Annotated in this window: 17 protein-coding genes, 1 tRNA gene and 3 pseudogenes; 12 read left to right on the top strand and 9 right to left on the bottom strand. The window is 74.5% G+C overall.

All coding sequences use genetic code 11. The features are described 5' to 3' along the window. The 6 genes and pseudogenes from HFV08_RS06180 (at position 1) to HFV08_RS06155 (ending at position 7038) form a co-directional block, all read left to right on the top strand. Positions 1 to 2853, top strand: coding sequence for a class III lanthionine synthetase LanKC N-terminal domain-containing protein (locus tag HFV08_RS06180; RefSeq protein WP_168536662.1), 2853 nt, complete (start codon positions 1 to 3; stop codon positions 2851 to 2853). Then, on the top strand, positions 2850 to 4001 hold the full coding sequence (locus tag HFV08_RS06175) for a glycosyltransferase family 2 protein (protein ID WP_168536660.1): 1152 nt from the start codon (positions 2850 to 2852) through the stop codon (positions 3999 to 4001). The genes HFV08_RS06180 and HFV08_RS06175 overlap by 4 nt, the downstream gene beginning before the upstream one ends. Continuing rightward, complete coding sequence (locus tag HFV08_RS06170) at positions 3998 to 5059, top strand: glucose-1-phosphate thymidylyltransferase (RefSeq protein WP_168536658.1); 1062 nt, start codon at positions 3998 to 4000, stop codon at positions 5057 to 5059. Before HFV08_RS06175 ends, HFV08_RS06170 begins: the two co-directional genes overlap by 4 nt. After that, positions 5056 to 6024: pseudogene (gene rfbB / locus HFV08_RS31415) on the top strand (dTDP-glucose 4,6-dehydratase); the annotation flags it as partial. The gene HFV08_RS06170 and the pseudogene rfbB, both read left to right, overlap by 4 nt. Before the next feature lie 314 nt (positions 6025 to 6338). Further along, positions 6339 to 6899, top strand: coding sequence for a dTDP-4-dehydrorhamnose 3,5-epimerase (rfbC, locus tag HFV08_RS06160; RefSeq protein ID WP_168536654.1), 561 nt, complete (start codon positions 6339 to 6341; stop codon positions 6897 to 6899). 66 nt (positions 6900 to 6965) lie between these two features. Beyond that, positions 6966 to 7038: transfer RNA gene (locus tag HFV08_RS06155), tRNA-Lys, on the top strand. 268 nt (positions 7039 to 7306) lie between these two features. Here HFV08_RS06155 and HFV08_RS06150 read toward each other — a convergent pair. After that, positions 7307 to 7966, bottom strand: a complete 660-nt coding sequence (locus tag HFV08_RS06150) for a class I SAM-dependent methyltransferase (protein WP_168536652.1) — start codon at positions 7964 to 7966, stop codon at positions 7307 to 7309. A gap of 85 nt (positions 7967 to 8051) precedes the next feature. After that, the gene (locus HFV08_RS06145) at positions 8052 to 8552 is read right to left on the bottom strand and encodes a hypothetical protein (RefSeq protein ID WP_168536650.1); all 501 of its coding nucleotides are present in this window, start codon (positions 8550 to 8552) and stop codon (positions 8052 to 8054) included. Between the two features lie 196 nt (positions 8553 to 8748). Here HFV08_RS06145 and HFV08_RS06140 point away from each other — a divergent pair, with 196 nt between their 5' ends. From HFV08_RS06140 to HFV08_RS06115, 6 genes are all read left to right on the top strand, one after another. Then, positions 8749 to 9009, top strand: a complete 261-nt coding sequence (locus tag HFV08_RS06140) for a hypothetical protein (RefSeq protein ID WP_168536648.1) — start codon at positions 8749 to 8751, stop codon at positions 9007 to 9009. Further along, positions 8981 to 9508 (top strand): DUF6879 family protein, encoded by a 528-nt coding sequence (locus HFV08_RS06135; RefSeq protein WP_168536646.1) that lies wholly within the window; start codon positions 8981 to 8983, stop codon positions 9506 to 9508. Before HFV08_RS06140 ends, HFV08_RS06135 begins: the two co-directional genes overlap by 29 nt. 25 nt (positions 9509 to 9533) lie before the next feature. After that, entirely contained in the window at positions 9534 to 10385 is an 852-nt protein-coding gene (locus tag HFV08_RS06130; protein ID WP_168536645.1) for a helix-turn-helix domain-containing protein, read from the top strand. 184 nt (positions 10386 to 10569) lie between these two features. Then, positions 10570 to 11706: a DUF5954 family protein gene (locus tag HFV08_RS06125; protein WP_168536643.1), complete on the top strand. Its 1137-nt coding sequence runs from the start codon at positions 10570 to 10572 to the stop codon at positions 11704 to 11706. Positions 11707 to 11919: 213 nt separating this feature from the next. Further along, positions 11920 to 12591, top strand: coding sequence for a class I SAM-dependent methyltransferase (locus tag HFV08_RS06120; protein WP_168536641.1), 672 nt, complete (start codon positions 11920 to 11922; stop codon positions 12589 to 12591). Positions 12592 to 12834: 243 nt separating this feature from the next. Continuing rightward, complete coding sequence (locus tag HFV08_RS06115) at positions 12835 to 13266, top strand: SH3 domain-containing protein (RefSeq protein ID WP_040251849.1); 432 nt, start codon at positions 12835 to 12837, stop codon at positions 13264 to 13266. A 194-nt stretch (positions 13267 to 13460) separates the two neighbouring features. Here HFV08_RS06115 and HFV08_RS06110 read toward each other — a convergent pair whose 3' ends face one another. The 7 genes and pseudogenes from HFV08_RS06110 to HFV08_RS06080 form a co-directional block, all read right to left on the bottom strand. Continuing rightward, positions 13461 to 14234, bottom strand: a complete 774-nt coding sequence (locus tag HFV08_RS06110) for an FkbM family methyltransferase (RefSeq protein ID WP_168536639.1) — start codon at positions 14232 to 14234, stop codon at positions 13461 to 13463. Continuing rightward, positions 14231 to 14470: a Trm112 family protein gene (locus HFV08_RS06105; RefSeq protein ID WP_168537153.1), complete on the bottom strand. Its 240-nt coding sequence runs from the start codon at positions 14468 to 14470 to the stop codon at positions 14231 to 14233. The genes HFV08_RS06110 and HFV08_RS06105 overlap by 4 nt, the downstream gene beginning before the upstream one ends. 260 nt (positions 14471 to 14730) lie before the next feature. Beyond that, positions 14731 to 15624: pseudogene (locus HFV08_RS06100) on the bottom strand (hypothetical protein); the annotation flags it as partial. Positions 15625 to 15640: 16 nt separating this feature from the next. Next, entirely contained in the window at positions 15641 to 16390 is a 750-nt protein-coding gene (locus HFV08_RS06095; RefSeq protein WP_168536637.1) for a class I SAM-dependent methyltransferase, read from the bottom strand. A gap of 173 nt (positions 16391 to 16563) precedes the next feature. Continuing rightward, positions 16564 to 17559, bottom strand: a pseudogene (locus HFV08_RS06090) (condensation protein); the annotation flags it as partial. A gap of 932 nt (positions 17560 to 18491) precedes the next feature. Further along, positions 18492 to 23099, bottom strand: a complete 4608-nt coding sequence (locus HFV08_RS06085; RefSeq protein ID WP_168536635.1) for an alpha-(1->3)-arabinofuranosyltransferase domain-containing protein — start codon at positions 23097 to 23099, stop codon at positions 18492 to 18494. Then, positions 23096 to 23818 carry a class I SAM-dependent methyltransferase gene (locus tag HFV08_RS06080; RefSeq protein WP_168537151.1) on the bottom strand — a complete coding sequence of 241 codons (723 nt, stop codon included), beginning with the start codon at positions 23816 to 23818 and terminating at the stop codon, positions 23096 to 23098. Before HFV08_RS06080 ends, HFV08_RS06085 begins: the two co-directional genes overlap by 4 nt. Positions 23819 to 23912: the final 94 nt, after the last annotated feature.

The following is a 23912-nucleotide window of genomic DNA, read 5'->3' as shown; positions in this document are numbered from 1 at the left end:
ATGTACCTCACCTATCTCCAGTTCTGCCACCCCGGTTCGCCGTTCTACGAGCAGCGCGACACCGAGGGCCCCGACGTCCTCTTCCCGCTGCACCGCGCCGAGCTCCCCGAGGGCTGGGCCCGGGAGATCCGCTCGGAGTGGATCATGTACTCCCGGGCGGACGTGCTGCTGCCCTGGCAGGGCTGGAAGATCCACGTCAGCGCCACCACCGCCAACGCCGAGGAACTCCTCACCGCGGTCTCCGCCCACTGCTTCGCCGCGCGCCTGCCCTTCAAGGCGCTGTCCGGCATGCCGACGCTGCGCCAGCGCAACAGCAAGTACGCGGACCGCGGCGGCAGCGGCAAGTTCCTCACCCTCTACCCGCCCACCGAGGAGGCCCTCGCCACCGCGCTGGACGCCCTCGACGCGCTCATCGGCGGCCACCAGGGCCCGACCATCCTCTCCGACCTGCGCTTTCGCGAGGGTCCGCTCTATGTCCGCTACGGCGCCTTCGTCTCCCGCCACCGCACCGACGAGAGCGGCCGCCGGATCGAGTGCATCGAGGACCCGGACGGCAACCTGGTCCCCGACGAGCGCCGCCCCGGCTTCCACCCGCCGAGCTGGGCGGCCGTCCCCGAGGTGCTCCAGGAGTCCCTGCGGGCCCGCTCCGAGCGCCGCCTCGGCGACTTCCCGTACCGCGTCTCGCGCGCCCTGCACTTCTCCAACGGCGGCGGCGTCTACCTCGCCACCCGCCCCGAGGCCCCCGGGCGCACCCTGCTGCTCAAGGAGGCCCGCCCGCACTGCGGCCTCGACGAGAGCGGCCGGGACGCCCTCGTCCGCCTGGAGACCGAGCGCGCCGCCCTCACCGACCTGGCCGGCCTCCCCGGGGTGCCCGCCGTCGACGCCTACGTGGACGGCGTCGAGCACAAGTTCCTCGGCCGCGCCTACGTCGAGGGCCGCTCCCTGATGGACCTCGCCCTGGAGCGCAACCCCTTCGTCAGCCCCGGCAGCCCGCTGACCCCCGGCGCCTACGCCGAGTGGGCCCGGGCCCTGGTCGACCAGGTCGCCGACACCGTCAGGCGGATGCACGCCCGCGGCTGGGTCTTCGGCGACCTGCACCCCGGCAACGTCATCGTGGACGAGGAGGACCGCGTCCACCTCATCGACTTCGAGTCCGCCTCCCGCGACCTGGACGGCTACGCCCAGACCATGGGCGTCTTCGGCTACCGCGCCCCGCACGGCCACCTCGGCCGCGCGGTCGACCACTACGCCCTGGCCTGCATGCGCATCGGCCTCCTCCTCCCCATGACCCGCCTCCTGGCCCTCGGCCCCGACCGCGCGGAGGACCTGTGCCGGGTGGCGGGGGAGCGGTTCGGGGTGGGGGCGGAGTATTTCGCGGGAGTACGGGGCCAGTTGGCGCCGCCGGAGACGGGCGCGGCTTCGACTCCGGGGGCTGAGGGCGCAGTTGGGGTTGAGGAGAGGACGGCCCGCTCCGAAGCCTTCGCTGCTGCTTCAACTTCCGTACCTGAGCGGGTAGTCGGGGCCGAGGAGGTGGAGGCTCGTCCCGAGGTCTCTGCCGCTGCTTCGGCTTCCGTGGTTGAGCGGGTAGGCGGGGCCGAGGGGGCGGAGGCTCGCCCCGAGACCACTGCCGCTGCTGCGACTCCCGTAGCTGAATGTGCAGTTGAGCCGGAGGAGAGGGCAGCCCATCCCGAGATCCTTGCCGCTGCTGCAACTCCCGTAGCTGAGCGTGCAGTTCAGCCCGAGGAGAGGGCGGCCCGCCCCGAGGACCCGGCCGCTGCCGTGGTGGTCCCCGCCCCGCCCGCCGCCGACGCCCTCCTCGTCGAGCGGCTCGCCGAGTCCCTGCGGGCCTGGCGTTCCCCGGAGCGCGCGGACCGGCTCTTCCCCGGTGACGTACGGCAGTTCCTCCAGCCCGGCGGGGGCCTGGGGCTCGCGTACGGGGCCGCGGGCGTCCTGTGGGCGCTGCACCGCTGCGGCGGCGAGGTGGACCCGGCCGACCTGGACTGGCTGCGGCGGCGGGTGCACGCCGAGCCGGAGATCCCGGTCGGCTTCCACAGCGGCCTCGCGGGCATCGCGCACGCCATGGCCGCACTGGACCCCGAGCTGGCCGCGTACTGCCGCAGGCGCGCCCTGGATGCCGCCGAGTCCGCCCCCGACCTCTCCCTCGGCTCCGGGATCAGCGGACTCGGCGCCCACCTCCTGGCCACCGGCGACCTCGCGGGCGCGGACCGGCTCGCCGCCCGGCTGCGCGCCGCGCTGCCCGCCGAGCGGGAGCAGATCGCCGCCGGGCTCCTCGACGGGGCCGCGGGCCTCGCCGTCTTCGCCCGGCGCGCCGCCACCGCCCTCGGCGACCCCGCGTACGCCCGACTCGCCGTGGAACTCCTGGACATGGAGGTGACCCGGTTCGGCTTCGGCCCCGGCGCCACCCCGGTCGCCGCGGCCCTGCCCGCCTTCGGCACCGGGCTCGGCTCCGGCGCCCTCGGCCTCGGCCTCGCCCTCCACGACGAGGTGCGGCTGAGCGGCGAGGACCGCTTCGCCGAGCCGCTCTGCCGGATCACCGACCTCGCGCAGCACACCACCGCCGCGCACAACGGACTGCTCAACGGCCGCCTCGGACTGGTGCAGTTCCTGCTCGCCGCGGCCCCCGGGGCCCCCGCCTCGCAGCAGGCCGTGGCGCGCGCCCTGGAGGAGGCCGCCTGGTACACGGCCCCGCTCGGCCCGCACCGGATCGCCCTCGGCGACGAGGCGCTGAAGCTCTCCCTGGATCTCGGCACCGGCCTCGCCGGACTCGTCCTCACCGCCCGCTCCGCCGCGCACGGCGGCTGCGAGCTGCCGCTCTGGGAGGAGGCCCGATGAGCCGCCGCCCAGGGGCAGTCGAGGACCGCCCGGCGGGCGACGCCCCGCTGTTCTCGGTCCTGTGCCCCACCTACAACCGCTCCGCCCGGCTGCTCCCCACCCTGCGCTCGGTCCTCGCCCAGCGCCTGGCCGACTTCGAACTCCTCGTCCTCGACGACGGCAGTACGGACGACACCGTGCGGGTGGCGGAGAGCACCGGCGACCCCCGGGTACGGGTCGTCCGCGCCCGGCGCACCGGCCACCCGAGCGGCCCCCGGCAGCAGGGACTCGCCCTCGCCCGAGGCCGCTGGATCGCCTATCTCGACCACGACGACAGCTGGCGCCCCGACCACCTGGACGCCCTGCACCAGCTGCTCGACCAAGGCGCCCCGCTCGCCGTCACCGGCTACCGGGCCGTGGACGAGGAGGGCCGCACCACCCGTGAGAGCGGCTGGTGGGACCTGTGCTGGCACCCCGAACTCCAGTACCTGGACCCGCTGTTCGAGCCCAGCCGGTTCGCGCACCGGCGCGGTCTCGCCGAGTCGGTCGGCGGCTGGCGGGTCACCCCGGGCCTGGAGGACTGGGACCTGCTGGTCCGCCTGACCGAGGCGGGCCACCACCCCCGGACCACGACCGCCCGTACCGTCTCCGTCTTCGAGAGCACCGCCACCCGCCGCCACCGCCTGGCCCCCGGCCACTTCGCGCCCCTGCTGCACACCACCGACGCCCGCCTGGCCCGCCGGGTCCGGGACGCCCTCGACGCCCCGGACACCCGGCGCCTGCTGGACGCCGCCGCGCGGCAGGACAGCCGCGCCCGCATCCAACGCCTGGGCGCCACACCGGATTTCGTACGGCCGCTGGCGACGCCCGAGGTGCCCGAGCCCGGCGAGATCCCGCCCGAGTCGGGCCGCGGCCCCGAACCGCTGATCGTCCCCCGCGGCGGCGGCTACCTCCTCGCGGTGCCCGTCTTCCTCTCCACCCCGGAGCACGCGGCCCGCTTCGACGCCCTGCTCACCGAGCACGCCGCCGCCCAACTCGCCCTGCTGCGAAGGCTGGAGAGCGAACTGGCGGGGCAGCCCCGCACCCGGCACCGGGAGCCGGAGCGCACGGCGGGGGAAGCGGCCGTACGGCACGAGCCCGTGGCCCCGCGGCGGGAGCCGGCCCCGTGAAGGCCCTGGTCCTCGCCGGCGGCAGCGGCACCCGGCTGCGCCCGCTCACCCACAGCTCGGCCAAGCAACTCGTCCCGGTCGCCAACAAACCGGTCCTCTTCTACGGCCTGGAGGCGATCGCGGAGGCCGGGATCACCGAGGTCGGGCTGATCGTCAACCCGCGGGCCCGGGAGATCCGGGAGGCCGTCGGCGACGGCTCCCGCTTCGGCGTCGAGGTGACCTATCTGGTGCAGGAGGCCCCGCTCGGCCTCGCGCACGCGGTCCTGGTCGCCCGGGACTACCTCGGCGAGGACGACTTCGTGATGTACCTCGGCGACAACTTCGTGGTCGGCGGCATCCGCGACCTGGTCACCGCCTTCCGCGCCGAACGCCCCGACGCCTCCCTGCTGTTGACCGAGGTCCCCGACCCCACCGCCTTCGGGGTCGCCGAACTCGACGCCGAGGGACGGGTCGTCACCCTGGAGGAGAAGCCCGCCCGCCCGCGCAGCGACCTCGCCCTGGTCGGCGTCTACCTCTTCACCCCGGCGGTCCACGAGGCCGTCGCCGCCCTGAAGCCCTCCGCCCGCGGCGAGTTGGAGATCACCGACGCCCTGCAGTGGCTCGTCGACCGCGGCCGCACGGTCCGCTCCACCCGTATCACCGGCTACTGGAAGGACACCGGCGACGCCGAGGCCATGCTGGAGGTCAACCGCCAGGTCCTGGAGAGCCTTCGGCCCCGCGTCGAGGGCAGCGTGGACGCCGCCAGCGAGCTGCGCGGCCCGGTCGTCGTGGAGGACGGGGCCACCGTGGTCCGCTCCCGCCTCGAAGGCCCGCTGATCGTCGGCGCGGGCACCGCGGTCCGCGACAGCCGCCTCGGCCCGTACACCTCCATCGGCCCGGACTGCGTCCTGGCGGACACCTCCCTGGCGTACTCCATCGTCCTGAACGGCGCCCGTATCGAGGGCACCGGCCCGCTGGAAGGCTGCCTGATCGGACGGCACGCCACCGTCGCCCCGGCCGCCCCGGCACCCCACCGCCTGATACTCGGCGACCACAGCGAGGTACGGATCCGCTCGTGAGAATCCTCGTCACCGGCGGCGCCGGCTTCATCGGCTCGGCCTACGTACGCCGCCTCCTGCACCGCACACCCGCCCCCTCCGCCCCGGCCGCCGGCCCCCTGGAGGTCACCGTCCTGGACGCCCTCACCTACGCGGGCCGCCGGGACAACCTCACCGGACTCCTCGGCGACCCCCGCCTGACCTTCGTCGAGGGCGACATCGGCGACGCGGCCTTGGTCCGCCGCCTGCTCCCGGGCCACGACCACCTGGTGCACTTCGCCGCCGAGAGCCATGTCGACCGCTCCATCGAGGACGCGGGCGCCTTCGTCCGCACCAACGTCCTCGGCACCCAGGTCCTGCTGGACGCCGCCGTGCGCGCCGGGACCGCCGTCTTCGTCCAGGTCTCCACCGACGAGGTGTACGGCTCGATCGCCGAGGGCGCCTGGACCGAGGACCAGCCGCTGGCCCCCAACTCCCCCTACGCCGCCTCCAAGGCCGCCGCCGACCTGCTCGCCCTCGCCCACCACCGCACCCACGGCCTCGACGTCCGCGTCACCCGCTGCCCCAACAACTACGGCCCCCGCCAGTATCCCGAGAAGATCATCCCGCTCTTCGTCAGCCGCCTCCTCGCGGGCCGCACCGTCCCCCTCTACGGCGAGGGCGCCCAGATCCGCGAATGGCTGCACGTGGACGACCACTGCCTCGGCGTCGACCTGGCCCGCACCAAGGGCCGCCCCGGCCGCGTCTACCACCTCGGCGGCGGCACCGAACTCTCCAACCGCGAACTCACCCTCCGCCTCCTCGCCGCCTGCGGCGCCCCCGAGGACCGCATCACCCTCGTCCCCGACCGCAAGGGCCACGACCACCGCTACGCCCTCGACTGGACCCGCTCCCGCACCGAACTCGGCTACCGGCCCGTACACGCCTTCCCGCAGGGGCTCGCGGCGACGGTGGAGTGGTACCGGGGGCATCCGGGGTGGCGGGAGCAGGGTGCGGGGGACCGGCGGTCCCAGGATCGGCGGTCCTCGGATCGGCGGTCCTTGGAGCCGCAGTCTTTGGAGCGGCAGTCCTCGGAGCAGCAATCCTTTGATCGGCAGTCCTCGGAGGGGCAGTCCTCGGAGCGGCGGGCCTGGGATCGCCGGTCCTCTGAGCCGCGGTCCTCGGAGAGGGAGCCCTCGGAGCGGCGGTCCTGGGATCGGCTGTCCGCGGAGCAGCAGTCCCTGGACCCGCGATCCGGGGAACCGGAGGAGCCGGAGGCCCAGCAGGAGGATTCACCCCGGCCGGGAAGGACTGACTCCCCGTGAAGGAACTCGGCATCGAGGGCGCCTGGCTGCACACCCCGCGGCAGCACGCCGACCACCGCGGCACCCTCCACGAGGCCTACCGCGCACGGGAGTTCACCGAGGCCGTCGGCCACCCCCTCGCCCTCGCCCAGGCCAATGTCTCCGTCTCCCGCCGCGGCGCCCTGCGCGGCATCCACTACGCCGAACTGCCGCCCGGCCAGGCCAAGTACGTCACCTGCCTGCGCGGCGCGGTCCTGGACGTCGTCGTCGACCTGCGGCTCGGCTCCCCGGGCTTCGGCAGCTGGGAGGCGGTCGAGCTGGGCGAGCACAACCACAGCGCCCTCTACCTCCCCGAGGGCCTCGGCCACTCCTTCCTCGCCCTCACCGACGACGCCACCGTGATGTACCTCTGCTCCGAGCCCTACAACCCCGCCCGCGAACACACCGTCCACCCCTTCGACCCCGACCTCGCCATCGCCTGGCCGGACACCCCCGAGCCCCTCCTCTCGGCCAAGGACGCCACGGCCCCGACCCTCACCGAAGCGGTGGCGGCGGGCCGCCTCCCCCGCTACGCGTGACGCCCCCGCGCCGCACGGGCATATCCCCCGCACGTCACGCGGAGACGCGGGCTATGCTGCACGGGCGGGCCGTTAGCTCAATTGGCAGAGCAGTGGACTTTTAATCCATTGGTTGTGGGTTCGAGTCCCACACGGCCTACGGGGACGAGGGAACGGGAAACCCTCTCCGACCTGCCAGGAAGCGCCCGGGACGACCGCAGTCGTCCCGGGCGCTTCTTCGTCCGCGGGGCCGGCGCTTGCGTGGGTGCGAGCGAGGCGCGAGCGAGGCGTGAGCAATGCCTGAGAGGTGCCGGTGCTGCCGTCTGTCCCGGGCTCGGACTCGTACGGGCCCGGGCTCCCCGAGGCCTCTCGCGCCGCGCGCTCGCAGAGGCGACCGGCTCGGGCACCCCGGCCCGCTCCCTCCGCGGTCAGCCGCGGGTCGTCGCCCGGACGATCAGGGTGCCGATGTGACCCTGCCGCGGCGCCTCGTGCACCCGGGCCGTTGCGGTGGCGAAACCGGCACGCGTCAGCAGGCGTTCCCAGACGGGCGGGCGGTAGCTGTAGCGGTAGGTGAACATGGCCTTGCCGGCGAAGCCGCCCTTGTACATGCCCTGCGGCCCGTAGGCGCCGGGGATGGCCGGCGGCTGCGAGAAGACGAACACGCCCCCGGCGTCGAGACGGGACCGGACGAGGGGAAACAGCTTGCCGGGGTCGGTGAACCAGGCCGCACCGAAGTTGCTGTAGATCGCGTCGTAGGTCTCCTCGCACGCCGCGAGGTACTCCAGGACCTCGCCCTGCCGGAAGACGGCACCGGTCCCGCTCCACTTGTCGATGGTCTTCTCGACCATGACCGGAGACAGGTCGACGCCGTGGGCGGTGATGCCGCGCCGGGCGAGGTAGGCCAGGGCGCGACCGGTGCCGCAGCCGATCTCCAGCACCTTCCCGGGGGCGCCGAGGAGTTCCGGGCCGGGGCCGTGGCCGGGGTACTGGGTCCAGCAGAAGGCGGGCTCGGTGTCGGTCTTGAACGCGGACTCCGCGTAGGCGTCCCAGAGTTCGGTCTCGGCGGCGATGTCGTGCGGTACGGGCATGCTGGTCTCTCTCCGGTGCCGGTGCCGACAGATGTGGGTGACCTCCGCCCTCGGCGCCGAGGGCGGAGGCGGCTGCGGCGGGCGGTCAGTGGCTGTCGGGAACCTTGTCGTCGCACGGTGAGCAGTCCGCGCCGTCCAGGGCCCACAGCTCTTCGTCCACGGGCCAGCCCTGGGACTTCAGGAACTCGCCGGTGCGCAGGCACAGCCCGTCGCGGCGCCGCCGGATGAACGGGGCGTGGTGCTTGTAGCGGCCGCCGTTGTAGAGGCGGCAGACGCCCCACCAGACGGGTGTGTCCAGGATGAGCTGGTGGACGCCGATGTCGACGAGCTTCCCGACGCCGAGGTGCACCCCGGGGTTCTCGATGCTGCCGAGGGTGTACATCACGGCGTTGGCGAGGACCCGTTCGGCCATGGCCCGCACCATGGTGTGGTCGCGCAGAAGCAACGCCACCTCGCGGTCCCAGATGGTCATGTCGCCGGTGAAGACGTTGACGGTGAGGTCGCTGATGTGCGGTGCGACGGCGTTGAGCAGTTCCTCGGTGTCCCGCGTGCCGATGCCCACGGGGCCTTCGAGCGTGGCTGTCATGCGGTTCCCTTCCCTCGCCGGGGTTCTGTCGTCCCAGTCGACGCTAGAAGTCCCCTGTGCTTCGCGGCCAGGGATGTGCAGATGTTTGCAACGAACCACCCCACCAGGGCAATTGACGATTTTGCACCCTTGACCGGCGGGCCTGTCCGGCGGAAGCTGCTGCAAGGAACCGCACACCTCGTGGACGGAGACCGGCATGGCGCTGCTGTTCATCGGTATCGACCCCGAAACGAAGACGGCGGACAGCCCGACGGTGTGGGTCGACCAGGAGAAGCACGAGCTCGTCTTCCAGGGCTGGAAGGCGGGCTGCGCACTTGAGGCAGAGGTCGCGGCGTGGGAAGTGCCGGGCCACGCCGTCGGTATTCCGGAGGACGAGGCCGTGGTCCGGATCCCCGCGAGGATGGTGCCGATGATCAGGGAGGCCTGCGATGCCGTCGAGCGTGCCGCCGTTCGCTGAACTGCTCGCCAGGTGCACACGGTCCGCCCTGCACCTGGAGATGCGGGACCACTACGGCGTGGCCGCGGAAGCCGATGACTTCCGGACCTGGCTGGAGACCGGGCAGCGCGACACCGATCCGGGGTCCGAGGACTGGGCTCCCTGGGTGTCCCTGGTCTCCGGGGCCGTGGCCCGCGGGGTCACCGTCCGCCGGGCCCGGATCGTGTCCGAGCCGGTGAGCGACTACATCCGCTACGAGCACGCGTCCACCTCGGTCAATCTGCACGCGGGCGAGGAGGTGCGCTGGCTGCCCCGCCACCGTGCGGCCGACCTTGCCCTGCCGGGCGCCGACTTCTGGCTGTTCGACGAACAGCTCGTCCGGTGGGGCTTCTTCTCCGGCAACGGCGCCCTGGTCGGTCACGAGATGTCCGAGGCTCCTGCCGCCGCGAAGCTGTGCGGCGAGGCATTCGCCGCGGTGTGGGGCCGAGCCGTCCCCCACGACCAGTACCGGATCCGCTGAGGCAGGAAGTACCAGCAGCCAGCACATGCCCACATCGCCGTCCTCCGCCGCCCAGGCCGCACGCAAGGCCGTCGCCCGCCAACTGCACGACCTGCGCAGGGAGGCGGGGCTCACCGTCGTGCAGCTGGCCGCCGGCTGCGGTTGGCACTACTCGAAGACAAGCCGCATCGAGAACGCGGTGACAGCTCCCTCCGCGGGTGACATCCGGCGGTGGTGCGCGGTCACCGGCGCCGAGGACCGGGCGCAGGACCTCATCGTCCACTCCCTCGACGCCGAGTCGATGTACCGGCAGTGGCGGGACCAGGTCCGCGCCGGGCTGCGGCACATCCAGGAGAGCCGCATCCAGTTCTTCCAGGACACCGCGCTGTTCCGGATGTACTCCGCCGGTCTCGTGCCCGGCCTGCTCCAGACCGAGGGGTACGCGACCGCCGTGCTCCGGATCGCCGCCGAGGTCCATGCCCTCCCCGAGGACGACAGCACCGAAGCCGCGCGCGCCCGCGTCGAGCGCTCCCGTATCGTCCACGAGCCGGGGCACCGCTTCGTCTTCGTGATCGAGGAGGGCGTCCTGCACTGCAGGGTCGCGGACACCGAGGCCATGGCCGCGCAGCTCGGCCACCTGCTCGCCGTCGGTGCGCTGCCCGCGGTCTCGCTCGGCATCATCCCGGTCGAGGCGGCGCGTACGCACTGGCCCGAGGAGACCTTCCACGTCTACGACGACCGGATGGTCTCCGTCGAGCTGGTGTCCGCCGAGGTGACCGTCACCCAGCCCGGCGAAGTCGCCCAGTACCTCGCCACGTTCGAGCGGCTGCGCGCCATGGCGGTGTACGGGGCGGACGCCCGTGCCCTGATCCTGCGCGCGATCGACGCCCTGCGCTGACCCGGGGATGCCGAGCAGCCCCGGGGAGGGCGGGGCGGCGTCGGCGTCGGGGTCGGTCGTCCCGGCTGGATGCGTGGCCGGTACCGCCTGCCGCCGGTGACCCAGCCGACCCGCCCCCTCGCGCAGAGCGACGGATTTCCCCGTTCCGCAGCGAGGTCCGGGCGGGATCGTGCACATTCGGTACATGACCGGTTACGAAGACAGGGTGCCCGCCTACCTCACGTTCCGGGTGGCGCCGCAGGAGGGGCCCATCGCGGCCTTCGCCGATCAGGAGGCGTGGCTGGCGCGGGAGAGGTACCCCGATCTGATGGGGGTGGGCCTGGGGGAGTTCTTCTACGCGACCGAGCGCGACGCGGGCGGCTGGGAGCTCTCCGAGTGGGGGACGGAGGCGCCGCAGGGGGCCCGGGACTCACTCGGGTCGCAGTTCCGGATGTGGGCGAAGGCGGCCGAGGAGGCCGGGGACGCGAAGGCGCAGAAGGCGTGGACGGCGGCCGCGGTGCGGCTGGACTGGGAGCCCCTGGACGAGATCCGGGTCCGCGGTGAGCGGTTCCGGATCGTGCGCGCCTCGAAGTTCGTCCGCATGGGCCGCAGCGGGCCCGAGCCTCCCCGCCCCTCCGACCCCGACCCGGCGGAGGTCGGCGAGGGCTCCCGGCAGCCGCGCCGCACCAAGGGCTTCGTCGTCGACCCGTACACCACCAGCGGGCTGTCCGACAGCATCCTCAAGCTGGACCTGGTGCAGTTCATCGGGACCTCGCCCGGCAATCCGCCCGAGGTGCGCGACGACGCCGTACGGGCCGCCGAGAACTGCCCCGGTGGGGTGCTGCTCCCGGCGGTCTTCATGACCTCCGAGCGGCAGGAGGGGCGGTGGATCGCGCAGAACCCCGGTTCCTCGAACGGCACTCCGCAGGAGGCGCGTGACGCGCTGGCCCGGTGGCTGCGGGTGATGGCGCCGTTCAGCCTGAAGCTCTCGGAGGAGAAGCGGGCCGAATACGCTCGTGCGGCCGACCAGTTGGACGAGAAGCGCGCCAACAGCCTGAGCGTGGACGGGCGCCGGTTCCGCATCACCCGCGTCGAACGCCTCGTCCGGATCGGCCCCGACGGTCCGGAGGGCCCGCGCCCCAGCGACTTCGACCCGGAGCCCCCGGTGGAGATCCACGATCGCCGGCTCAAGGAGCAGGGGCTGTGGGACGAGGACGACGAGATGAACCACGTACCGGTCGAACTCGACGCGCGTGCCCTGGAGTTGAAGGCCCTCTGGGAGCAGGAGGAGGCCCGCCGGGCGGCGGCCCTGGAGCGCAGGAGGAGCAGGAAACGCGGCTGAATCCAGGCGTCGGTTCGGTGCCGGCGCCGGGAATGTGTGCGGAGTGAGGTGACCGTCTGCGCGCTGTCCGCCCGTTCGGCGCGGCCCGTCCTCCGGGCCGCGCCGGACGGGCGTCGGGCGTCATGTCCGCGGAGAACGCGGCGGGCGCGGCGAACGCGGAGGACGCGGCAGTCCGCAGGGGTCGCGGAGGACGAGGTGGAAGGAAGCGATGGCGTGACAGAGGCTCCCGTGCGCGCGGCCGCGGCCGTTCGTGTCAATCTTGCCGACTACAACCCCTGGACCCTGCGGGCCTACGACGCGACGGTGGCCACCACCTGCCGGATGTTCTGGGGCTGCCCACGGCCCGAACTGCTCGCGCTGTACGGGCGCAACATCGGCGCCCGGCACCTGGACATCGGGGTGGGCAGCGGTTATCTGCTCGACCGGTGCCGGGGCGCCGACGGGCCGCGGGCGGTGACCCTGTTCGATCTGAACCCGAACTGCCTTGCCTATACGGCGAAACGGCTCGACCGGTACGAGGTCGCCACCGCCCGGGGCACCGTCCTCGAACCCTTCCCGCTGCCCGCCGCCTCCTTCGACTCGGCGGCGCTGAACCTGATGCTGCACTGCGTGCCGGGCGACCTCGCCGCCAAGGGGGCCGCCCTCGGGCACGCCGCCGCCTGCGTGCGCCCCGGGGGGAGGCTCTTCGGCAGCACGGTGCTCAGCCGGGGGGTGCCGGTGCCGCGGCGGGCCCGGGCGCTGCTGTGGCTGCTCAACCGGCGCGGTTCCTTCCACAACGCCGAGGACAGCCTCGATGCCCTGCACGCGCAGCTGAGCAGCCGGTTCGCCGACTACACGGTGACCGTGCGCGGCTGTACGGCGATGTTCGAGGCGACGGTGGAGTGAGGGAGGCCCGCCGATCGGTGACCGGTCCGCTGTAGGTCCGCCCGCTGCACTCGCTCCGCCCGCTCCACCTGCTCCGCGCGCCCGCTCAGGGAGCGGTGCCAGGGCTGCGGGCGGGGCCAGTTGGCGGGTACGGGGGGCCGGTCGCGTGATCCGGGCGCGCGTCGGGAGCGATCGGCGGTGATCCGGTCTCCGCTCAGCCTAATGTCCCATTTACGTCGTATCTGTGAGCAGAAGGAGACCTTCATGAATTCAGTCGCCACAATCGCGGCGCGCGGTGCCCGGCTCGCCGCGGCAGGAGGCCTGGTGTCGGCCATGGTCTTCGGGGCGACCGCGGGTATCGGCGCGACCGCCCAGGCCGCCGGTCCTTCCGGGGAGCAGGCGGTCATGGCACCGGCGAAGCCGTACGCCACCGTCACCACCAAGGCGGGCCTGAACAAGCGCCAGTTCCCGTCCACCGACTCCTCGGTGCGGGGCTTCCTGCCCTACCGCGCCCAGGTCGGGGTGGTCTGCAAGGTGCGTGCCCAGAACATCGCCGGCAACGACATCTGGTACCTGGTGCGGGACAAGAGCCAGCCGTGGATCTCGGCCAAGTACGCGGCCAACACGGGCTACGTCAAGTACTGCAAGGACGTCCTGCGCAGCAAGGTCCGCCAGATGCCGCGGGCCATGGGCTGAGCACTCCGGACGCCGGGGGCCGAGCGCTCGGCCCCCGCCGAACGGGCCCGCAGCAGGGGTACGCACTCCCCCTGCTGCGGGCCTTCGGCATGTACGGCCCGCCGGCCACCGCCTGCCACCGGCCGCCGCATCCGGACCTACGGGCGTCGGGTACGGGTACGGGTACGGACGTACGGGCGCCGCGCGCACCCGCCTCAGAGCGGCCCCGGACGCCGTGAACCGGCAAGGAAGAGCACCGAGTTGACGTAGCGCGGGCCGGCGCCCGCGGGCAGGACGCGGCGCAGCAGGCCCCGCCCCGCGACATGCGCGGTACGGGACTGGTGGGCGGCGAGGTCGAACTCCGCGAGCGGGAGCCAGTGCGGGCCGGGCAGTACCCAGCCGTGGTAGCCGAGTTCGTCGAGGAGGGCGAGGACGGGGGCGACCGGGTTGATGCGGTGCTCCAGTTCGATGAAGAGGGCGGGGCGGTCGCGGGCGAGCAGGCGGCGGGCGCCGCGCAGGACGGCGAGTTCGCCGCCGTCCACGTCGATCTTGATGAAGCCGACCTCGTGCAGGCCGAGTCCGTCCAGGGTGAGGCAGGTGACGTCGACGGCGCGGGCGTGCACCCGTCCGCGCACCAGGGAGGCGATGCCCCGGTCGCCGCGGTCGCCCGGTGGCAGCCACAGCCGGGCCGCGCCCGCCCGTTCGCCCGCCGCGGCCTGGTGCACCCGGACATGCGCCGGGGTCGTCGCCGCGAGCAGCCGCGCCAGATGCGGTACGGGCTCGACGGTGACCACCCGCCGGGCGGTGCGGGCCAGGCGGTGCGTCCAGGGGCCGTACCAGCCGCCGACGTCCACGGCGGTGCCGCAGTCCGCGGGGCACATCTCGGCGAGGCGGGCGAGTTCCGGCTCGAAGCGCGGATAGACCAGCCGGGCCGCGCGGGCGACCAGGGGGCCGGGCAGGTGCGGGGCGAGCCGCGCGGCGAGGGTCACGGGGCGATCCGCCCCAGGAGGCGCGCGTGCTCCTCGGCGCCGACCTGCTCACCGGCGGCGGGCAGCAGATGCGGCACCCCGTCCCGCACCGGATAGCGCCTGCGCAGCCGGGGGTTGTACAGGGCCTGCTCCGGTACGAGCGGGTCGGGGGCGCCGGGCGTGGGGGTCAGCAGGTGCAGGGGGCCCTTGTCGAGGGGGCAGGCGAGCAGGAGGAGCAGCGGGTCGTCCGAACTCAGCTGAGGAGGAGCGGAGTTGGGCGGTTCGGGGGTGCGGGGCGTGGTCATGGCTGCTCCTGGCGGGTGGGCGGGTGTGCTGCGGGGTGGGGCCCTCGGGCAGGCGAAGTGCCGTGCTGCTGACTCCAGTTGGTGGTCCGGGACGGCGGCTGGCTTGCGCTGAGGGTGCGGGCCCGGGACAGGGGGCGTACGGCGGGCTGGGAGCCGTGCGGGAGCGGTGGGTCGGGGTGCGGGGAGCCGTGACTCGAAGCCGTGGAAGGGGACTTGGCGGGTGCCCGTGGATCCGGGCTGGGGTCGTGCGCGGGCAGGGCCAGGAGCACCAGGACGGCGAGGAGCGAACCGCCGAGGCGCAGGGCCAGGGGGAGGGGCGCGGCGGGCAGTGCCTCGCCGAAGGCCAGGGTGCCGAGCACCGCGGTGAACACCGAGGTCACCGTGGTGCACACCGGTACGAGCAGCGAGGCCCGGCAGCGCTGGAGCGCGGCCTGCGAGAGCACCAGACCGCAGCAGCCGGTGCACAGGAGCAGATACGGGTACGGGGTGGCGAGCAGCGCGAGCGCCGCGGGCACCGGGCGCCCGGCCAGCGCGGGGAGGTGGCCCGAGACGCCCTTGATGGCCAGCGAACTCACCCCGTAGAGCAGGCCGACGGCCACCCCGTAGGCGATACCGGTGGTGGGCAGCCGGTGGCGCCGGTGCGCGCGGCGTTCGGCGGCGGCGAAGAGCAGCAGCCCGGTGGCGAGCGCGGGCAGGCTGACCAGGAGGACGAGGGCGGCGGGGGCCTCGCCGCCCGGCTGCTCGCCGCCCTCGCCGAGGGAGAGCACCACCATCAGCAGGGCGAGCAGGATGAAGCCGCTGGCGTACCGCTCCCGGCCGGAGGGCTGTTCGCCGAGCAGCACGGTGGACATCAGCAGCAGCAGGACGAGCCCGGAGACGAAGATGCCCTGGGCCGCGGCGATCGGCAGCGTCCGGTACACCACCAGCTGCGCCGCGAACCCGGCACCGAGGGCGAGCGCGCCGCAGAACCACAGCGGGCTGCCGAGCAACAGCCGTACCAGGCGGGCCGGTTGGCGCACGCTCACGGCGGGCAGCCGGCTCAGCGCGCGCTTCTCCAGGACGAAGCCGGTGCTGTAGAGGGCGTTGGCAAGCAGGGCCGCGGCCACTCCCCACCACATGCCCTCAGGTCCTTCGGGCGTGCAGCAGCAGGAGGGAGGCGAGCGAGGGCCGCGCGCAGGCGAGCCGGTCCAGGGCGCGCAGCGGGCGCGGCACCCCGTGGAAGGGCGCGCCCGCCACCCGTACCACCTCGAAGCCGCGGGCCCGCACCAGCTCGGCGAGGGCGCGGGCGGTGGCCAGGCGCAGGTGGCCGACCACCTCCGAGCCCGGCCTGCCGTAGATGCCGCGCAGGCTGACCTCGGAGAACACCGGCTGGACGCCCGCGAGCAGCAGGGCGCGGTTGTACCAGGCCGCCAGATTCGGGGTGGAGAGCATCAGATGGCCGCCCGGGCGCAGCACCCGGCGCAGTTCGTCCAGGGCGCTGTCCGGGTCCACCAGGTGCTCGATCACCTCGCTGAAGAGCACCGCGTCCACGCTGCCGGAGGCGAACGGCAGCCCTCCGCCGCCGATGTCAGCGCGGACCACATACGGCAGCCGGCGGCGCGCGCGGCGCAGCGCGTCCTGCGACCAGTCGACGCCGATGATCCGGTGACCGGCGAGCAGCGGGGCGGCGGCCCGGGCCGCGGTGCCGTCCCCGCAGCCGACGTCGAGCACGGTCGCGGCGCCCGCCGAGGCCGGGCCGAGCGCGGCGGCCAGCATCCGCGCCTGCCGCAGGCTGCGGGCGTCACCGGAGGCGACGGGGACCGAGGGGTTCTCGTAGAAGTCGCGCAGTCCGGACGGGCGGGGGCGCGGCTCGGTCCGTGCGGTGCTGCTCATCGCGGCTCCTGTTCGCTGCCCTCGGGTCGTCGGTCTTCGGTTGCTGGGGTTGCTGGAGTTGGATTGGTTGCTTCGGTTGCTTCGGGTGGGGCTGGTCGGCATCCGGCTGCCGTGGCGCCCGCCTCGCCGCCTCTGCTCTCCGGGGCCGGGGCCGGGGCCGGGCCGTAGGTGGCCGTGGCGTCGAGGAAGTGGGTGAAGCGGTCGAGCAGGGCGCGGCCGTCCCCGGGGCCGAGCAGCGAGGTGGACCAGCGCAGGGCGAGGTGGAGCCGTCCCGCCGTGGAGGCGGTGGTCACGGTCAGCCCGCGCGGCACCCGGGCCGGTGCCGAGAACCAGACCGCCCGGGCGGCCCCCGCCGGGCCGAAGTCGAGCGGGTACGGGACGCGGCCGATGTTGCTGAGCAGGCTCGTCGAGGTCCAGGGCCCCGCGGCCCGGCGCAGCGCCCGGGTCAGCGCGCCCCGCCAGGCCACCGGCGCACAGGGCGCGGCCACCAGGGCGGCGCCCCGGCCGAGCTGCGGGCGGTCCAGGGCCTTGAGCGCGCGGGTACGCGCGGCGGTGTTCCGGAGCAGGGATGCCAGGGCCTCGCCGCCGAGCGCCGCCGGTGGCAGTACTGCCGCCAACTCCGCTGCCGTGAAAGGCACTTCGACCAGCCGGGTGCCGTTCCCGAGCGGCATGTCCGGGCCGCGGTCCCGGTCGTCCACCGGCATCGTCAGGCGCAGCGGCCGGGGCCGGTCGCCATGGGCCCGGTTCCACTCGGCGAGCGTCAGCGCGGTGGCCACGAGCAGCTGGTCGTTGACGGTGTACGGGGCGCCGCGCGGTCGCCCGGGCACCGGCAGCTCGGCGAGGAGGAGGCCGTTGCCGGGCGCCGGGTCCGGCCTGCCGCGGCGGATGCGCGCGGGGCGGGCCCACCGGGACGGGGCGGGCGGCAGAGGTCCCGGCTCCGGGGCGCTCGCGCGGGCGGGCGGTGCGGCGGGCGCGGGGTCCGCCGCGCCCCGGTAGATCTCTGCGGCGGTCGCAAGCACCCGCAGGCAGGCGGGCCCGTCCAGCGCGGTGTGGTGCACGGTGAGGACGAGGGCGGCACCGGAGGGCGGCGGCGCGGGTCCGTCAACTCCCTTGCTCCGTACGGGACTTGCGGCAACGCGAACGCCCGGGCCTGTCCGCTCCGGAGGGGCGGTGCCCGGTCCGGTGTCCTTCCGAGGGGTGGCGCCCGGTCCGGTCTCCTGCGGAGGCGCGATGCCTGGTCCGGTCTCCTTCGGAGGGGCGGTGCCCGGCCCGGTGTCCCTCGGAGGGGTGGCGCCCGGTCCGGTCTCCTGCGGAGGCGCGATGCCTGGTCCGGTCTCCTTCGGAGGGGCGGTGCCCGGCCCGGTGTCCCTCGGAGGGGTGGCGCCCGGTCCGGTCTCCTGCGGAGGCGCGATACCTGGTCCGATCCCCTTCGGAGGGGCGGTGCCCGGCCCGGTGCCCCTCGGAAGGGTGATGCCCGGTCCGGTGGCCTTCGGAAGCGTGGCGCCTGGTCCTGTCTTCTCCGGGAGGGTGATACTCGCCTCCGCCCCCGCTGGAAGCGCGTGGTGCTCCTCCCCGGTTTCCTCCCACGGCCCCTGTACGACCTCCAGGCGTACCGGTGGTGAAGCGCCCAGCGAGGGGGCGTCGGACAGGGTCCGGGTGCGGGCGCGGTCCAGGGCTCCGGATGCGGCGGCGGTGAACTCGACCGGGTCGACGTCGGGTTCGCCGGTCAGTTCCCAGTAGTGGCGGCGCCGGTACCAGGGGCCCGGCGCCTGGCGCATCAGGATCCGCGGGTGGCGGCGCAGGGCCTCGGCGAAGGCCGCGCGCAGCCGCTCCGGTTCCAGGCGGCCCGGCAGGTGCACCTCGATGTGCACGGTCTCCGGTTCGTCCGGGTCCAGGCAGTGGCGGGAGATCTCGTCGACGACGGGGAAGGGGATGCGGTCAACAGGGTGGTGGGGAGGGCGAGTTGGGGGTGTCGGGACGGCCGGGACAGCCGGGACTGCCGACACGGCCGGCGCCGCGGGGGCACCCGCCGGAGTGGGCGCCGAGGCAGCCTCGGCGCCGTCGGCTTCGGGTGACGCCGGAGCCTCCCGGTGCGGGGCGGTCATCGTCCCTCCCCGCCGCTGCCGTTGCTGCTGCCCTTGCCCTTGCCGTTCCCCTTGCCGTCCGCGTCCGGGCGGGAGTTGGGGCCCGGTTCCTCGCCCGAGGAGGCCGGGGCGGGCGAGGGTCCGCGGGCCGAGAGGGTGGGGCCGGAGGTCTGGGCATCCGGGGCAGGGCGGGGTGCCTTGCCGCCGGTGCGACCCGGGTGGGCGCGGCGCCGGGAGCCTCGGCGGGGCAGCGGCGGCGTGGTGGGCAGCGGCCGGGTCCGGGCAGCCTCGGGTTCCTCTTCGCCCGCCGGGTCGCCGCCCGGTCCGGTGCGTGCCCCAGACCCGGCCTCCGGGCCCGCCCCCGTACCGCCGTATGCGGATTCCCGGGAGCGGTTGGCCCCCACCAGTGCCGCGAACAGGGCGGTCAGGGCGAGGACTTGGGCCGCCGGGCTGAAGGCGCCCTGGTCGGCGCCCGGGGCCTCGCCCGCGTCGAGGGCGGCGAGCACTCCGGCAGCCGCCATCGCGGCCAGGGCCACGGGGGCGAGCAGGCCGGGGCGCCACCAGGCGAGCAGCAGCAGCGGCAGCAGGAGCAGGGCGAGCGGACCCGCGATCACCACGGCGACCAGGGCGAGCGCCACCGTGCCGAGCAGCAGACCGGGGGCGGGCACCCAGGGCGCCCAACTGGCCATGTCGGGCCCGGACGTTCCCGTACCGGCCGTCGAACTGCCCTTGTGCGAGATGGGAGTTCGCTTACCACTCGCCGAACTCCTGGCCCCCGAGCGGGCCCTCCCCGTACCGACCACCGAACTGCCGTCCTCGGCCCCCGGGTCGACCGCGTTCCGTCGCCACAGTGCCAGCCCCGCCAGCAGGACCAGTCCGGCCGCCCCGCCGATGAGTCCGGCGCGGTACCAGGTGGCCGGTTCGTAGCCGAGGTGGACGGTGCCGCCCGCTCCGGCGGGGATCAGCCAGGCCTGCTGCCAGCCGTCGAGGCGGAGCGGGGTGAGTTCCTTGCCGTCGAGGGTGGCCTTCCAGCCGTCGTTGGCGTTCTCGAAGGTGGTCAGGTACGAGGCCTCGCCCGCGCCGACGGTCAGGCTCCGGTCGTCCCCGGTGGCGTCCTGCACCCGTACGGTGCGCGGATCGCCTTCGGGGGCGGGGGAGTTGCCGCGGGTGAGGGTGATGTCGGCGAGGGCGAGCGGGCCCGCGCCGCCCGCCTGGACGAGGTGGGTGCCCGCGTCCAGGGGGAGCCGGGGGTTGGCCTTGCCCTTCTGGCACAGGGTGACCTCGACGGGCCGCCGCTCGGTGAGGTCCCGCACGGTGCCCTTCGCGGCGGTGGCGTGCAGGGTGCCGTCCACCGCGAGCGGGGGTCCCTGGCCGCAGGGCAGGGAGAAGGTGCGGGAGGCCTTGGGCTGCGGGGTGCGGTACTCCTCCAGGGCGGGGACGTAGACCTCGGTGAGGCCGACCGGGAGCTGGAGGTCGTCGTCGGCGACCGGGTTGTGCACGGTCAGGGGCGCGGTCGCGGTGATGGTGAGGTCGAGCCGGTCGGTGGTGATAGGGGCGAAGCGGGCGACGCCGTTCTCGTCGACCCCGGCGACGGTCGCCCCGTCCGGGGAGCTGATCTCGACCTTCTCGGGCCGGGTCGACAGGCCTCCGGCGGCGGGCAGCACGATCTCGCCGACCGCCTTCTTGCCGGGCCAGCGCAGGTGGATGACCGGGCGGTCCCCGGCGATCCAGGCGGTGGTGAGGTCGCCGTCGGTGAGGTTGCGCGGGGAGACGCTGCCGATCCGGGAGGTGGAGTCGGCGGTGGCGACCAGGCGGCGGCGCTGGTCGGGGGCGACCGCGTAGAGGAGTTCGTCCAGGGCCTCGCCGGGGACGGGTACGGCCTGGGCGCGCACCGTGCGGGTGCCGCCCTCGCCGGTGGTGAAGGTGCGGCCGAGCGCGGACTCGCTGCCCGCGGGGGAGAGTCCGCCGGGGTCGGCGCTGCGGTGCAGGGAGACGACCTCGGTGTCCGCCGTGGAGCCGAGGGCGTCGGTCGGCAGCTTCAGCACGCGGGAGATCTGCACCCCGGGGAGCGCGATCTCGGAGAACCCGGCGCCGGTGAGGCCGCGGTGGGCGGACTCGGCGGCCAGGATGGTGATCTTGATCCAGCGGCTGGCGCCGGGCCGGGCGGCGACCTCCTGGGTGCTGCCGTCGGGCCGCAACTCGCTGGTGGCGGCGCCCTGTTCGGTCTCCACGCGGATCCTGGTCGGGGCCGAGCGGGTGCCCTCCTGGGGCAGCGGGGTCACCGGGAAGGCGGCCGGGACCTCGGTGCTCCCGGCGAAGTCGGCGCGCAGCCACTCGCCCTCGGGGGAGGCCGCGGAGCCCTCGGCCCAGGCGGTGTCCGGGTTGCCGTCGAAGGCGTGCACCGGGTCGTACTGCGGCAGATGGAAGAGCCAGTTGCCGCTGGAGGAGGCGGTGACGGACTCGGCGCCGCGGATCTCGGCCGTGGTCTGGTGGGCGCGCCCGGTCACCGGGAGGATCTGGTGCGGTCCGCGCCCCGGATCCTGCACCGCCTCGGGGGAGTTCTTCTCCGTCGGGGTGTAGGTGTACGAGGTGTTGGAGTTGACCAGGCCGAAGCGGGTGTCGGCGCGGCGCAGCCCGTCGCCCACGGCCTGCACCTCGGGCTTTCCGGTACCGGGGTGCGCGTCCCCGGTGAGCACCGCGGGCCGCCCGCGCATGCCGGGGTCGGCGGAGAGCGGGAGCAGCGACTCGGGGCCGCCGGAGACCGCGGCGGTGGCGGCGACCGGCTTCAGGGCGGCGCGGCCGGGCTTCGGGGTGTCCTCGGGGGCGTAGATCTCCACGGCGCGCTGGCGCGGGTAGAGGCCCTCGATCTGCAGCGGGGTGTCGGCGGCGATGCGCCCGCCGGTGGTGATCGGGCCGAATCCGGTGACCCGGCGGTAGCCGGACTCCTCCAGGGTGCGTTTGACGGTGGTGGTGGGGACGTGGCCTATCTGGTCCGGGTCGAGGTCGTTGCGTACGACCACGTAGTGCAGCCCGGCCCGGTGCAAGTAGTCGCGCAGGCCCGGTACGTGACTGCCCGTCAGGAGGGCCTGCTCGACGGCGTCCAGGGCGCGGCGGTTGCCGGGGGTGCCGAAGGGGACGTAGTCGCGTTGGGCCCAGGGGGAGTCGGCGAGGACGTCGAGGGGCTGGTCGATGGTGGTGCCCCAGGTGTGGATGCCGTGCGCGGTGGCGGGGACCACCAGGGCGCGGGAGTCGGCGGAGTTGTCCTGGAGCCAGTCGGCGGTGGTGCGCCAGTAGGCGGGCAGCGCCTGGAAGGAACCGGGTTGCAGGATGCTGCCGTTGACGTAGGGCAGGGCGAGCCCGGGCAGCACGAGCAGGCCCGCGGCGAGCGGCAGCAGCCGGCGGCGGCCGGGGCGGCGCAGCGCGCGGGCCGGGGCCGAGGCCACCAGGTGGGTGAGGCCGAGGGCGAGCGCGAGGGCGAGGCCCGCCTGGAACTTGTAGATGTTGCGGAAGGGGACCAGGGCGCCGTTCAGCAGGTCCCGCACCTCGCCGTGGAAGGGGGCGCCGAGCGCGCCGCCGTATCCGGCGAGGGTGAGCAGGGCGACGCTCAGCACGGTCAGCACCAGCCAGCGGCGCTCGGGCAGATCGCGGCGGGCGAGCCCGGCGAGGCCGAGGGCGGCGGCCAGCGCCGAGCAGAGCACGGTGAGCCAGGCGGAGACCACGGTCCAGCCCGCGGGCAGCCAGGACTCCCCGAAGTGCAGATAGGCGACCCAGTTCCCGGCGCCGCGCAGCGTCTCGGTGGCCGACATGGTGCCGGTGGTGGTCGCCGAAGTCTCCACGTACGGAAGGAAGTTCTCGCCGTGGATGCCGAGCAGCAGCAGCGGCACCACCCACCACAGGGTGGCGAGCAGCACCCCGGGGATCCACCAGGCGAGCAGCGCCCGGCGGCGCGGGCCCGCCGGGCGGGAGAGCAGATAGAGGCCGACCGGGAGCAGGCAGGCCAGGGTGGCGGCCGCGTTGACGCCGCCCATGCAGGGGATGACCAGGGCCGAGCGCAGCGCCGCCGCCCGTGCGGTGCGGCGGGTGTCGGTGAGCGGGAGCAGCACCCAGGGCAGTACCGCGCCGGGCAGCGCGGCGGCCGAGGTGGAGCCGACGACGATGGTGAACACCGGCCACAGCGCGAAGACGGCGGCGCCGAGCAGGCGGCTGCGCGGGCTCCCGGTGCCGAGGCGTTCGGCCAGGCGCAGCGCGCCCCAGAAGGCGGCCGTCACGATCAGCGAGAGCCACAGGCGTTCGGCCAGCCACACCGGCAGGTGCAGCAGCCGGGCCAGTCCGTGGAAGGGCAGCATCGGGAAGACGTAGCCGACGTACTGGTCGAGGATGCCGCCGAAGCCGGCGCGCTCGTGCCAGAGGTCGCCGAGGTCGGCGAGGAACTGCCAGGGGTCGGTGGTGACGCCCAGCTTGGTGTCGAAGGTCTGGCGGCCGGGCGAGACCGCGAGGAAGGCGGCGAGGGCCAGCGCCCAGAAGCCGAACAGCCAGCGCCGCGAACGGGGTTCGGGCCCGAGGTCCGGCGCGGGTGGCTCGGGGGCGGCGGTCGCCGGGGGAGGGGTCTGCACCGTGCTGGTCATGGGCACCGCCGGAGGACGAGGAGGAGGTTCCAGGTGGCGAATTCGCGCAGGCCGGGCACGCGGGTGACGGCCGAGGCGAGGAAGGGCCAGTAGCGGGAGCGCTGGACGAGGATCTCCACGTCGCCGCGGGCCCGCACCTGGCGCAGGGTCGGGCCGATGTGCACGGCGTGCAGGTTCTCGCCGAGGGTGTGCTTGGCCGGGCGGCCGGTGCGGCGCTGGTAGCGGGCCCGGGCGCGGTGGGCGCCGAGGTAGTGCCAGGGCGCCCACTCGTGACCGCCCCACGGGGAGAGCCAGTTGGTGAAGGAGAGGTAGATCAGTCCGCCGGGGCGGGTGACCCGCACCAGTTCGCTGAGGAAGGTCGCCGGGTCCTCGACGTGTTCCAGGACGTTGGAGGAGAAGCAGACGTCGGCGCGGCCCTCGGCGAGGGGGAGCAGATAGCCGTCGGCGAGCACCGCGCCGGGCACCGGGCGGGCGCCGAGTTCGGCCGCGTCGGGCTCGAAGAGGTAGGCCTCGGCCCCGCGGCGCCGGAACTCCCGGGTGAACCAGCCGCTGCCGCCGCCGACATCGACGACCAGGCGCCCGGCGAGCGGTCCCGCCCAGGCCTCGACCTGGTTGGCGGCGTCCCGGGCGAGCAGCGCGTAGCAGTGGTCGGGGTCGCTCTGCTCGTGCAGGAAGGCCCGGAAGAGCGCGGCCGAGCGGCGCAGTGAGGGGTCCTTCAACTGCCGCTCCACGGTGCGGACTTGGGCCGGGCCCGGCTCGGGGGCGGCCGCCGGGCGGGCGTCCGCGGGGCCGCCGCGGTGGGTGCGGGAGGTG

It is taken from the genome of Streptomyces physcomitrii (assembly GCF_012273655.1).
Taxonomy (GTDB): Bacteria; Actinomycetota; Actinomycetes; order Streptomycetales; family Streptomycetaceae; genus Streptomyces; species Streptomyces physcomitrii.
Note: the sequence above shows the minus strand (reverse complement) of the source record. Positions and strands in the feature narration are given on the sequence as shown.